The organism is Paenibacillus chondroitinus NBRC 15376, assembly GCF_004000765.1.
Taxonomy (GTDB): domain Bacteria; phylum Bacillota; class Bacilli; order Paenibacillales; family NBRC-103111; genus Paenibacillus_E; species Paenibacillus_E chondroitinus.
Genome location: NZ_BILW01000001.1, coordinates 355,811 through 368,373, shown reverse-complemented (window position 1 = coordinate 368,373; position 12,563 = coordinate 355,811). Strand labels below are relative to the sequence as shown.

General features: G+C 48.2%; 12 protein-coding genes. 5 read left to right on the top strand and 7 right to left on the bottom strand.

What is annotated here, in order from left to right; genetic code table 11:
- Positions 1 to 50: 50 nt before the first annotated feature.
- Together PCH02S_RS01400 and PCH02S_RS01395 are read right to left on the bottom strand one after the other, a co-directional pair.
- A complete protein-coding gene (locus PCH02S_RS01400) occupies positions 51 to 1,037 on the bottom strand; it encodes a Gfo/Idh/MocA family protein (RefSeq protein WP_127449309.1) in 987 nt (328 codons plus the stop codon).
- A gap of 31 nt (positions 1,038 to 1,068) precedes the next feature.
- Entirely contained in the window at positions 1,069 to 2,046 is a 978-nt protein-coding gene (locus PCH02S_RS01395; RefSeq protein ID WP_127449307.1) for a Gfo/Idh/MocA family protein, read from the bottom strand.
- Between the two features lie 128 nt (positions 2,047 to 2,174).
- Between PCH02S_RS01395 and PCH02S_RS01390 the strand changes: the two genes are divergently transcribed.
- Both PCH02S_RS01390 and PCH02S_RS01385 read left to right on the top strand, forming a co-directional pair.
- Positions 2,175 to 3,056, top strand: coding sequence for an AraC family transcriptional regulator (locus PCH02S_RS01390; protein ID WP_127449306.1), 882 nt, complete (start codon positions 2,175 to 2,177; stop codon positions 3,054 to 3,056).
- Between the two features lie 45 nt (positions 3,057 to 3,101).
- A complete protein-coding gene (locus PCH02S_RS01385) occupies positions 3,102 to 3,557 on the top strand; it encodes a DinB family protein (RefSeq protein WP_127449305.1) in 456 nt (151 codons plus the stop codon).
- 72 nt (positions 3,558 to 3,629) lie between these two features.
- Here PCH02S_RS01385 and PCH02S_RS01380 read toward each other — a convergent pair whose 3' ends face one another.
- Together PCH02S_RS01380 and PCH02S_RS01375 are read right to left on the bottom strand one after the other, a co-directional pair.
- Positions 3,630 to 4,769 (bottom strand): copper amine oxidase N-terminal domain-containing protein, encoded by a 1,140-nt coding sequence (locus tag PCH02S_RS01380; protein ID WP_174806714.1) that lies wholly within the window; start codon positions 4,767 to 4,769, stop codon positions 3,630 to 3,632.
- Between the two features lie 82 nt (positions 4,770 to 4,851).
- Positions 4,852 to 5,073 carry a hypothetical protein gene (locus tag PCH02S_RS01375; protein WP_127449303.1) on the bottom strand — a complete coding sequence of 74 codons (222 nt, stop codon included), beginning with the start codon at positions 5,071 to 5,073 and terminating at the stop codon, positions 4,852 to 4,854.
- 132 nt (positions 5,074 to 5,205) lie between these two features.
- Between PCH02S_RS01375 and PCH02S_RS01370 the strand changes: the two genes are divergently transcribed.
- Positions 5,206 to 6,048, top strand: a complete 843-nt coding sequence (locus PCH02S_RS01370) for a GNAT family N-acetyltransferase (RefSeq protein WP_164819384.1) — start codon at positions 5,206 to 5,208, stop codon at positions 6,046 to 6,048.
- A gap of 51 nt (positions 6,049 to 6,099) precedes the next feature.
- On the opposite strand, the gene PCH02S_RS01365 is transcribed toward PCH02S_RS01370, so the two are convergent.
- Positions 6,100 to 6,924, bottom strand: coding sequence for a phytanoyl-CoA dioxygenase family protein (locus tag PCH02S_RS01365; protein WP_127449300.1), 825 nt, complete (start codon positions 6,922 to 6,924; stop codon positions 6,100 to 6,102).
- A gap of 175 nt (positions 6,925 to 7,099) precedes the next feature.
- On the opposite strand from PCH02S_RS01365, the gene PCH02S_RS01360 reads away from it, so the two are divergent.
- Positions 7,100 to 7,903, top strand: a complete 804-nt coding sequence (locus tag PCH02S_RS01360) for an AraC family transcriptional regulator (RefSeq protein ID WP_164819383.1) — start codon at positions 7,100 to 7,102, stop codon at positions 7,901 to 7,903.
- Between the two features lie 77 nt (positions 7,904 to 7,980).
- Here the strand turns inward: PCH02S_RS01360 and PCH02S_RS01355 are convergent, their stop codons facing one another.
- The gene (locus PCH02S_RS01355; RefSeq protein WP_127449297.1) at positions 7,981 to 8,838 is read right to left on the bottom strand and encodes an AraC family transcriptional regulator; all 858 of its coding nucleotides are present in this window, start codon (positions 8,836 to 8,838) and stop codon (positions 7,981 to 7,983) included.
- 142 nt (positions 8,839 to 8,980) lie between these two features.
- On the opposite strand from PCH02S_RS01355, the gene PCH02S_RS01350 reads away from it, so the two are divergent.
- On the top strand, positions 8,981 to 10,492 hold the full coding sequence (locus tag PCH02S_RS01350) for a sulfatase family protein (RefSeq protein ID WP_127449296.1): 1,512 nt from the start codon (positions 8,981 to 8,983) through the stop codon (positions 10,490 to 10,492).
- Positions 10,493 to 10,858: 366 nt separating this feature from the next.
- Here PCH02S_RS01350 and PCH02S_RS01345 read toward each other — a convergent pair whose 3' ends face one another.
- Entirely contained in the window at positions 10,859 to 12,538 is a 1,680-nt protein-coding gene (locus PCH02S_RS01345) for a DUF4091 domain-containing protein (protein WP_127449294.1), read from the bottom strand.
- Positions 12,539 to 12,563 lie beyond the last annotated feature (25 nt).

The window sequence follows — 12,563 nt, the reverse complement described above, 5'->3', positions numbered from 1 at the left end:
CCCAGCTATTGGGTAGCCTCTTATCCATTCACCAGGAATATTCTCTTCTCCTACACCCCGACAGGCTGACCAAGCTTAACAGACTCATAAGCGGCAAGCGCCACTTGCGCCGCTTTCAATCCATCCTCGCCCGTGACCGGAACCTGCTCGCCTTGGCGCAGCGCCTTGACGAAGTCACGGATCATAAACGCATCCATGTTGTCTCCCCAGAAGGTGTATTGCCCTTTACCTGCTGCATTGCTGAACAAGTCGTTCTTCTGCGCAAAGCCATCCACGGTGATGACTCCCTGTGTGCCGACGATCTCCATCGTCACGTCTCCCCAGGTCGGGAACGATTTGGGACGCGACCAGCTTGTATCCAGCACCGCGAAGACGCCGTTCTCGAACTTAATGTGCAGCATGCCCGCATCTTCCACTTCCAGCTCTTCTCTGAAAAGCGTAGCCGCATAAGCGTACACTTCCTTCACTTCGGACTGGAGGAACCAGTTCATCAAGTCCATCACATGCACGGTGTGGTCAAGAACAGCCCCGCCCCCCGACAAGCTTTTGTCGATGAACCATCCGCCGGGGTTCCCTCCGTGATTCGTCCCTTTAATCGCGACGATGTCACCAATCTCACCGCGCTCGATAGCTTCTTTCGCCCGCACGACAGCCGCCAGGTAGCGGCATGGGAATGCTGTCATAAGCTGCACGCCTTTTTGCTTGCAGGCAGCAATCATTTGCTCCATCTCTTCCTTTGTCGTACCAAGTGGCTTCTCGCAGAGCACATGCTTCTTCGCATTCGCGGCATCGATCACAAGCTTGGCATGGTGGACGTTCTCCGAGCAAATCACCACAGCATCCACATCTTGTGCGAGCAAGTCGCGGTAATCTGCATAATACGGCACTTCGTGGCGCTGGGCGAGACCTTCAACCCGACTTTTCACTTCATCGGCAATCCCAACGATTTTGACCTCAGGCAGCTCTAGCAAGCTATTAAAATAACTGAATGCATGACCATGCGCGAAGCTAATCATGCCAATTTTCAATAAATCCATGATAAGTCCCTCCCTGAATGTTTTGGCTCTTTTACAGCAGCACGACTTTGCCGGTTTGAATCGAGTCAAGCGCAGCTTTGGCGATTCTTAATGCTTCGCATGCATCTTGAGCGGTTACGATCGGATCGCTGCCGTCGCGGATACAACTCAGAAAATGTTCAAGCTCGATGTAATACGGATCAAAGAAGTTCGGACTTTGCGGAATTTCAACCGCTTTCCCCCCGCTCTCTGGAGGTGCTGCCTTGCGTATTTGCAAAGATTGTGCGCTCGTACTATCCGTGCGGACAAGTCCCTCGGAGCCTGCAAACTCCGCCGCATAGCGGAAGGAGCCCGGGTATCCCCAGAAGGCTTCCAGATTAGCCACTGCGCCGCTTTCAAAAACTAGCGTAACAAGCGCATAATCCATCGTTCCCTCACATTTGTTCATCCCGTAAACCGATTTGACCTCACCGAGTGTCCAACGCATGAAATCGATGTCATGCACCATCAAATCGACGATCACGCCTCCGCTTTTGTCAGCATCCAGAAACCAAGGTCTGGCTTCTCCCGGATGACTTCCCACGCGCCGGGCATTTGCAACACCAACTCTGCCGATTTGGCCTGCATCAATTTGCTGCTTCATCTGCGCATATTCAGGGAAAAACCGCACGACATGACCAATGAATAAGCGAACCCCATTTTCCTCGCAGCAGGAAATCATCTCTTGCGCATCTTCCAGATTAAGCGCAACCGGTTTCTCACAAATAACATGCTTCCCCGCTCTTGCGGCTTGAAGCACAACTTCTTTATGTACAAAGGTTGGTACTGCGACGCTAACCACGTCAAACGAGACCGCCGCAAGCATCTCTTCAAATGAACTGAACGCTGCCGTCCCTACTTTATTGGCAGCTTCTACCGCAGACTCCAGCTGAACATCACATACGCCAACCAACTCTACACCGGGCATCTTCGCATAACTCTTCGCATGCCACTGACCCATACCACCACAGCCGACTACTGCTACTTTCATCTCTCACTCGCCCTTTCAATTGTTGTATACTAATTAAAGCAATCATACCGATTTGACAGCTTTTCAAAAATGACAAGGTTTGTCTTGTTTATATCCAAATTTGCAGTGATGATTAGGTGGTATTACTTATGGAAACGTTCAAAGAACCCATTTATTATCAGAATGAACGCCTATGCATGAAGGTTTGGCAGTTCACCAACACAAATCCAAAAAGTCGACAGGTTGCGCAGCAGTGGCATTATCATAAAGAGGTAGAACTGATTATCGTGCAAGAAGGCAAGCTGGATATTCGTACGCCGGACAATCGTTATCACCTCTCACCGGGAGAAGTCGTCCTTATCGGATCTAACCAGCTTCATCACAGTCATAAGCCGGAAGACGAACCTCTCGTCTACATCGTGCTCCACGTCGATCTGCAGCCCTATTTTGATCCTGCGATGATGATGTATTACCGGCATTTTTCGGAAATGGTGCGACCGCTCGAGGATCTGAACTATATGTTTCTTGAAAATGAGCGCGCCAAGCACGAAATCGGACGCATTATCGTCAACATTCATGCCGAAATGATGGACAAAACCAAAGGCTATGAAATTGCTATGAGCATGCACATCAAACATTTGCTGCTAACGCTGCTGCGCCATGACCGGCGTGAGCTGCTGCAGCCTTTCGGCTTTGTGGACGCGACCGTTATGAGGCCTATTCTCGATTATGTCGAAGCCCATCTGGGGGAAAAAATCGACATGGAAGACGTTAGCCGGAGCGCAGGAATGAGCTATACGTACTTCTCTAAATTTTTCAAAAAATGCGTTGGCGTCTCCTTCACGGACTATGTTAACCGGCAGCGGATTCGAAAAGCCGAGCAGCTGCTCATTACCAAAACCGATATTGTCACCGATATTGCCGCTGCTGTTGGGATCGAGAATATGGCTCATTTTTATGAGCTGTTCAAACGTTATAATGGCTGCACGCCGAAGGAATATGTCAGGAAGCTGCTGCGAGTGGTACAATAGAAGCCGATCACGTTTCATTTCATAATATCAGGAGGATGGATAAGAATGAGAGATACCTTTTTATTCGGAGCATTGGACAGATACCGTAATCGATTACTGCAATTAGTAGAAGGATGTCCTGAGGACAAAAGAAATGTCGTGCCGCCTGGGTTTAACAACAGCATTCATTGGCAAATCGGTCACGTACTTGCGGTAACGGATCGCCTCATCTTCGCGCTTTCCGAACAACCTTCGTTAGTGCCGGCGAACTATATCTCCTTTTTTGGCAATGGCACAAAACCTGCGGATTGGCAAGAAGAACCGCCTGCGTGGGATGTGATCATCGCGCAGCTGAAGGAACAGCCTGCCCAAATCCGTGAATCCTTGGGTGATAAGCTGGACGTTGCAGTCAAGGAGAATATGATGAAAGCTGCAACAATTGAACAGCTAATCAACTTCAGTATCATGCATGAAGCCAATCATTTTGGCATGATCTCCGCGATGATGAAGGTCCTGAAATAATCGAGAACAAAAAAACAGCCGTTCAAAGGGTACTTTGGACAGCTGTTTTTTATTGTTGGTTCCGCTAGACTTCTATTTTTCAATCGGACCGGTGTCCACAACCTCAAAATCGCTGCCTTTGAGCTTGCTCAGCTTGCTTAAGTCATCGTCATCCCATTTCGGATCAGGCGCTCCGCTGACATAGAGATCGCTGCCGTTGTCCGCGACGATCATGCCATATTTCTTCATCGCACGAAGGATGGCTTGATTCGCCTTCGAGTAGCCGGAAATGTCAAAATCGGCCCGCAGCCGCAATCTTAATCCCATAGGAGGAAGATTAGGGTCCGTACTGCTTGAAGCATAGTGAGTGGCAGGGGCGATGAAGCCCTTTTGTGTTTTGCGGACGGTGAACCGCAGTGCATGGTTAATTTCACCGGTAGAAGCTTCATCATACCGGACGAGGCCTGGGAAAATCGGCAGACCGGCTGCATCAGCGGAAGTCCAGTATTTTGTCCGTAAGGCATTGGATTTCATGTCCCATTTGGCACCGTTCGAAGCTTGCCAACCGTCCGCAGTCGGGTGAGCATTGTATAATTCATACAAATATTGATTGTCTTTATCAACTACGATAACATGACGGTCGCCGTCGCTGTTAGGTCCGCCCTCGATTGGCGCATTCGGCGGGATCGGATAGGGACCGGGATCGCTCTCATCGCCATAGTCGGTGAACGTCACATTGACTTTCGGCTGATCACCGCCTACGATCGTGTAAGGAATGCCAATTGGCGCGCCTTCCCACATCGTCCCGAAATCCGCATGCAGACTTGTATTGAGGCCTATTGAGGAGAGGTACTGCGCCGACTTCTGATGGACAGGGTAGCTGGAAATATCGGTATTCCACGGGTTATCCTTTGGAAATACTTGCAATGCCCCCGATCCTGACGTTGGATTCTGAGCCGGCTTGTCCCCAACATAGATAGAGCTTGTTGCATCATCCCAACTTACCGGTTTCCCCAGCGATTCAGACAAAAATCTTAGTGGTACGTACGTGGTATCTTTGTAAATAAACCCTTGTAAATCCTTCGGCGGCTGCTTGTTTTCACCATCGAAATAATACTGCAATTTCCGAAAATAAACGTCTATGCCGACCGAATCCGTCGCCGCGTAAGTAAGCCCTGAGAAGAATAAGGCGCCACAAACGAAGCCGATCGTTCCCGCTTTCCATTTACCCACTGTATGGTCACTCTCCCATTTACCTATTGATATTGTAGATTCTTTCGCCTAACATTAAATTATTCGCAAGATATCTACACTTTTAGTTCGTTTCCACCCGAAATATAGTCCCGTCGTCACGGTAGTAATAAGCAATTTCATCCATGATCGTGCTTAAGCGGACGGATTTGTTGGTGAACTTTTCAATAATTCCGCGGTCTACTTCACAGTAAACTCCTTCAGCATCCGTCTGCAGCACAGAGACCGGTGTTTGCGATAAAGCTGCGATGAACAGATCCGCATCAGATTCCAACCTCTTTTGCATAGCGACAGCCTCACCTTCGGTTAGGTAATAACGAGCAGCTTTTTACAAAATGTTACTTGAGTATATGTGGGAACTTATGATGTATTAACCTTTTATTCATAATCGCTGTTATTTCGAAGGGGGATGGTGCCGTTGATACGTTTTGACAAGTATGAGAGTGTGACCGCATTTCAAAAAGAGGTGAGCTCTTTCTTGGAACAAGATGAAGCCGCCAACAATTTATTGCTAGGTGTTTTGCAATCTCTGGTCGAACAAGATACAACTCCTCTTTTCATGGCTGCTGTATGGAAAAATCATGACATAGGATTGGTTTTGCTCCAAACACAACCCAAACAAATTATTTTATCCAAACCCACGGCACTATCTTCTCAGGACATACAGGAACTTGGAGAAAAGTTGGTGCAGACCGTTCAACCCATCCTGGGTTTAATTGGCGAAAAGAAACTAACCACCGAACTTGCTAGGTATGTTTCACAAGATCAGGGGACCCGTGCCAATGTCCACATGGAACAAATCATTTACAAACTTGAAAAAGTTAAAAATACCTTACAAACAAACGGAAAACTTCGGCGAGTAATCGCTAGCGACCATCCTGTTATCAAAGAGTGGGTCTATCAATTCTGCCAGGAAACGAATCAACCTCTTAGTCTGGAAGACGCTTCCAGCAAAGCCACATTTCTGATTAATAAAGGAAATTTAGTGGCATGGGAAGTGAATGGAGAGTTGGTTTCCATGGCTACGGCCACTCGCCCTACTAGGCACAATATTACCATTTCCTACGTATATACGCCCAGCAATCAAAGAAAAAAAGGCTACGCCTCCGATTGTGTATCAGACTATACGCAACGGCTGCTGAATAGCGGGTACCAAACAACAAGCTTATACGCAGATCAAAGCAACCCAACATCGAATTATGTCTATAGGCAAATTGGATATGAACCGATCATGGACTCCATCGTTATCCAATTCCAATAAAAAAAGAGGCTATCTCCTTAGTCATTTCTGACTCGGAGACAGCCTCTTCTTCTATTTAAAATGGCCCTTCGGCTTTTTGCCGCTCCATCTCTCGTCAACCTGCTCACTGGCCGATTGATATCTCGCATCAACACTAATTCGATATTGGTTCGTCGTATTTTCAAGGGAACAGTGCATCAAAAACATCCCGAAAATCAGCACATCCCCAGCTTGAAACTCGGTGGTTGCCCATTTACCGCCAAACTTCTCCGTAATAACTAGCGGATCATCGGTGTAGTGGCCGATGCCATCGCGGTCTGAATCCTTGGAGCCGTAAGATGCTTTCAATTTTTCGAAACGGTGAGAACCCAGGCATATAGCCAATCCTCCCATTTCATACGAAACGTCTCCAAGCGGCGACCATACGGTGTAGACATTTTTTGTTCCTCTGCCCATATACACAATATCGTAGTGCGCTCCAGTAAAATCCCCTTTGCCTACCGCACGCAGCCATTTGTAGTGATAGGTAAGCGATTGTTCCCCAATAAATTCGTCGAAAAAGCTCATGATATGCTCGCCATTTAATACATCCAGCAGGGCGGGCAGTTCTTCATTCGTGCCTCCCATGAAAATGCTTTTGCTGCCGTCGGCCATAACTCCATCTTCCAACTGCGTGTCGCGATCCAGCTTGCCCATTTGTGCCATTTTCTCCAAAATGCTCGTTCGAGCAGCCAACACTTTATCTCTCTCATGAAATCCGCGGATTAATAAATAGCCGTCTTCTTCCATCCGCTCTCGCAGCGCCGGCTTGTCATGCAAAATATCATTGGAGCTTCTAAGCTCCGTCAATTGCTCGCCATTCAGCTCTAATTCGCGATTTCCTACCTTCACCATCATTGTCCATACACTCCTCTACTTGTTGTATCTGATTTAAGTGTAGAGGAAATATGTATTTCCATCCATGGATTGACGGCATAATTTCATGTATAATTGTACAAATAAATCAAGCATTTTTGCTATTATCCACCACTTCAAATGTACATTAGAACAATTCGCAAGGAGACGTTGTTTCATGTCCTTTATGAATATCCCGTATGGTTTAGGAAGTACGCCAATCCCTCTTGCTTCCTTTATTTCCATCTGGAAAGTGCAGGCTAACGATTCCTACCAGATAACGAAAGGAAAAGGTTTTGAGGTTCCCGGCCTGTTTATCACCTACGAAGGGAAGGGCATTCTTACGCAAGATGAGCAGCATTATGAATTGCACGCAGGCACTTATTTTTTCGTTCGGGATGGGATAGCTGCTACGTACAGATGCCAAGGCAATGACTGGAAATTTTATTTCCTTGATTTCAACTCTATGGATGCCGTGCACGCTCTACATCTTCCCGTCCAGAAGGTGGTTTCGACGGGGAAAGCAGCTGATGCCATTCAACACTGTGAACGGATCATCGATCTATTAATTGCTGAGCCATTTGGATACGCGTATTCTACCAATATCATTCTACAGGAAGTGATGCTGCTCTTCGCCAAGGAGCATTCTGCGGCCCTTCCCGCCCGCCATACAGAGCTTAATAAAATTATGATCTACATCCACCGAAATTTGGACAAAGTCATCCGGGTTGATGAACTTATCGACCAAAGCGGCATGTCACGGACGACTTTTTTCTCTCGCTTCCGTTCACTGACTGGCCTGTCTCCCACCGAATATATGTTGAATCTAAAACTGGAATCGGCCAAGGTATCGCTGGAGACAACAAGCTTATCCGTCAAAGAAATCGCTGCCTATTTGCAATTTTACGATGAATTTCACTTTTCCAAGCTGTTTAAAAGGAAATTCGGTTTGTCGCCCAGTGCTTTTCGCCGTCTAACCTAACAAAGGCTGCCAACCGCTTATATCCGCGATGGCAGCTTTTATTTTGCCTATTTCAAATTGAGCTTCTACGAAGCAATTCAAATTATTCTTTTGGAAGTGCCTCTGTATGCACTAGGCGAAACGCCAAAATATTTGGTAAACGACCGGGTAAATGAATACAGCTCCGGATAGCCGAGCGATAGTGCGATCTCTGTTACGGATAATGCTGTTTCTTTCAGCAAGCTTGCCCCTTTCGTGAGTCTGATCTTCTGTAAATATTGCTGCGGCGAGATGCCGTATTTACGGCGAAAGGAGGCGAATAGATGGGAACGATGAACGCCAACTAAACGCGCAGCATCTTCAATTCGAATATGTTCTGTCGCGTGCAAATCCAGATACTCCTTCACATCATCAAGCCAGTCTGCCTTTCTTGCCCGTACTAAACGTGTGGAGGCGCTGTTCATTTTCCAAAACAAATTGTACAGTAAGCTTTGCTCTTGAATAACGTCTTTTTCTGGTTGGCTGACCGCTTCGAGAACATTCCGCAAAGCGTCTCCTACTTCCGTGTTGATAACTTGCTGCAACCAAAATATCTCTGTTGTGAGACCTAATTGTGCTGTAAGGTAAGGAAGCTGATTGCCTTCCATCGCCAGCCACGCCATTTTGAGCGGTTTCTCGTCTGACTCATGAATCGTTTCGTACGTATACGTTTGTTTAGGAAACATGCAGAACAAATCACCTTTCACAAGCTCAACTGTCCGATTGTTGGTGGCAACCCTCACCTTCCCCTGCAGTATCCAATGGATGCTGGTCTGGTTAATCACTTTGGGACCTACCATATAATTGGGCTTTGCCTCATTCCGTCCCGCCCTCACAATCCAACAGCCTCCCGCCGTTTGTAATGGGTGTGGCAGAGAATACCAATAATCCGCATATTCTAACGCATATTCTTGCATGGCTTCTTGCTCCTCCTATATAGCCAAATAATGAATACAACATAATGACAAGTGCAAAACATATTGATATTTAGTTATATCCCCATCAATCTTATACTTAAATCAATCACTCTTATCTACATATTAGAAAGGAGAAGACACTTTGAAAAGACCTAATATACTTTTGATTACAAGTGATCAACAACATTGGGACACCCTGGGTGCCTTTAATTCTGAACTCTCCACTCCCAATCTGGATCGTTTGGTGCAGGAGGGCACAACGTTTACCCGTGCGTATTGCCCGAATCCGACTTGCACACCTACTCGCGCTTCCATCATCACCGGCATGTACCCCAGCCAGCATGGGGCTTGGACACTTGGGACCAAGCTTTTCGAGGACCGCCATACGGTCGGCGAAGATTTCCAAGGAGCCTCTTACCGTACCGCTTTAGTTGGCAAGGCTCATTTCCAGCCCTTGCGGGCAACCGAAGCCTATTCTTCTCTTGAGTCTGTCCCGCTTCTGCAGGATCTTGAATTCTGGCGAACATTCGACCAAAATTTCTATGGCTTTGATCATGTAGAGCTAGCTCGCAATCATACGAATGAGTTCCTTGTCGGTCAACATTATGCGATTTGGATGGAGGAAAAAGGATGTACGAACTGGAGAGATTATTTCCTTGCTCCAACAGGAACGATGGATCCCTCCCAACTGCATCATTGGGCTATCCCGGAGGAATACCATTACAACACTTGGATCGCTGAAAGAACGAACGCGCTGCTGGAGCAGTACAAAAATTCAGAGGAGAACTTCTTTTTGTGGTCCAGTTTTTTTGACCCTCATCCGGATTATCTCGTTCCGGCCCCTTGGGATACGATGTACGATCCGAATCAGTTGACGATCCCTGCCGTTACACCTGGCGAGCATGACCGGAATCCGCCGCATTTCGGATTAACGCAAGAGGTGGAGCCTGATTTTTCCCATTTGCGTGAAAGCGGATTTGGTATTCACGGGTATCATTCGCATACGAAGCTGCCTGAAAGTGAGCGCAAGCAATTGGTTGCAACCTACTACGGCATGATCAGCTGTATGGATAAATATATAGGCCGTATCCTGGATCGGCTGGATGAACTCGGCCTTGCCGACAACACCATCGTGGTGTTTACCACCGATCATGGGCACTTCTTCGGGCAGCACGGCCTGCAGTATAAGGGCGGCTTTCATTATGAGGATCTTATCAAGCTTCCGTTTATCGTTCGATATCCCGGACATGTGCCTGCGGGTCGAACATCGCCGGCCATCCAATCGCTCGTCGATTTGGCGCCTACCTTCCTGTCCATGGCAGGAATTCCTGTTCCTCACCATATGACGGGAGTTGACCAAAGCCGGGTATGGACCGGCAAAGCCAGCATGGCACGCGACCACGCCATCTGCGAATTCCGCCATGAGCCAACGACCATTCATCAGAAAACGTATGTTGGCGAGCGATACAAAATCACCGTGTATTATAATCAAACCTACGGTGAGATTTTTGATCTGCAAGAAGATCCGGGTGAAATTCGGAACCTGTGGAACGATCCGGAATACGCTGCTCTCAAATCTGAGCTGCTGCTGCGGTATATTTGGGCCGAGCTGGGCAAGGAATCGATGCCGATGTCGCGTATATGGGGCGCATGATGAGCTAGGCGACTGTGTGGAACCTAATTTAAAGGAACAACAGGACGCTATATTGGCGAAAATAGGAGGTTCGTGAGCAGAGTGGGGGAACTACAGGGTCTTATTTCGGCTAAAAGAGAGCCATTTCTCCTGTAAATGGAAAATAGCGGACCACAGTTCCCCCTCGCTGCTCTCGCGGTGCTTTTCTGTGAAATAACGCCCTGTAGTTCCCATATGAGGGGACAACTTCGTAAAACATGTAAAAAAACAGCTGCCAAACCGCTTGAATCAAGCGGAGGCAGCCTTTTTACTTCATTTTCGTTCCACATTCTTCTCAGCAGTGACCCCAATTCGACAATTACATACTCAAGATTAGGCGGACAGCACCTACTGTTCTGCCCTCACGCCATTCGCTGGGGCTTGCCCGATCGCCGCATTGATGCGCTCCCGGCAAGCGAGCAGCCAAGCCTCGTCCCTTGGATAGGACGCAAACGTAATAGGCTCGGCAGCGCCTTCCTCCATCAACGCAATCGTCTGTTCCCGACCGATGAGTGAGTCGAGCAGTTCCAAAGCTCGCAAATCTTGCAGCGCTTCGCGGAACACTTCCAACCGCAAGGAGACGAGCGGTGTTCCCTCTTGTCCCGGGTACACGACAAACGGGTCGCCGGCAGGGAACGCATAATGCGCATCCGTATTCCGATACGGGTCGATCGGGAATTTGGCATATTGTGAGAACCAGAAGTTATAACCCCAGTGCAAGAAACCTGCGATGTTATATTTATAGAGTTGCAAGCCTAAGATGCGGTTGCGCGCAGATGGCATACAGAGAAAGCGGTTAGAGACAGCTTCATATTGGGAGCAGCAATAATAAGTCCATAAGGGCTCAACTCCACGCTCCAAAAATGGTTCGATATGGTTGCTCGCAACAACCGGCGTCTGAACAAGCCCCTGCTCATAAAAAGATATGTCGGAAAGTGCATCCAGAGACGGGACGTCTCCCATAAACTGCCGCACCCAAAGACTGGCGCTGCTGTAGGACGTCAAATGCTCGAACGTAGGCTCATCCGAAATATGATAATAGGTGCGATTCAACAAGTTATTTTCCTTGAGGAAACCGACCAGTTCCGGTAAAAATTGTGCCAGAAAGCCCTGGTACGCTTCGCCTGCCGCATCCGTCTCCCAGCCGAAAATGCGCTGCATACTGCCATCAACGGTGCCTATAATTTTCGGAGCATGCTTAGCACCCCACTGCGTGAACAGGTGCGAGAGCTCAAACACCTTCACCCCGTTACGGTTCCCCATCTCGACCCAGCGCTTCAGCCGTTCGAAACCGAACGTGTAGGATTCGCCGTTCTTCCAGACATCCACCAATTGAACCGTTGGACGTTCCCCACCGACCTCCGTATCGAGCGGAGGTGTAAAAATCGGCGTCAGCAGCATATTGCAGCCGTACGCTGCTGCCGTCTGCACATACGATTCAACGATTTCCCAATATCGCTCGCTGAACACCTCTAAACCGTAATAGACAACCAGGCTATCTGTGTGGAACCATTCCGTATGAAGCAGCTTTTGTCCCGGTAGTGCGGCAGGCAGCACGGTGAGCGTAAACGTTTCGCTGGACAGCGTCTCCCCTGCCGTGTCGACGAAGGCGATACTTACCGCGTGCGAACCTGGCTGCACGTCAGAGCCTACCTCCATCGTGACCCAAATCGAGCGCCACTGTTTGGGAATCGCCTTAAGCATCCCCGAATCCGGCACAGGCACGAGCAAATCCGGGTATAACCCCGGCGTATCGCGCAGCACATCTCCGTCATGGTTCGGGTTGTTGGGAAATTCAGCTGGCACCAACTGCACACTGCTCAGACGGATGCCTGCTTGCAAAGTTGACGTTACCGTCAAAGAGAAAGGCAGCTGAACTTGGCTCCGATAGGCAACTTGAAATGAGTAAATTTCGCCTTGCAAGGCAGAGGCGGCGTGGTATGCTCCAGCTTGTAGCTCTTCGTCTGCAAAAACTTTCACCAAAGAAGAAAGACAGCGTGTCTCGAATTGTGTGTGTAACGTTGGCATGATAGTTCTCCTTCACTTATACTAT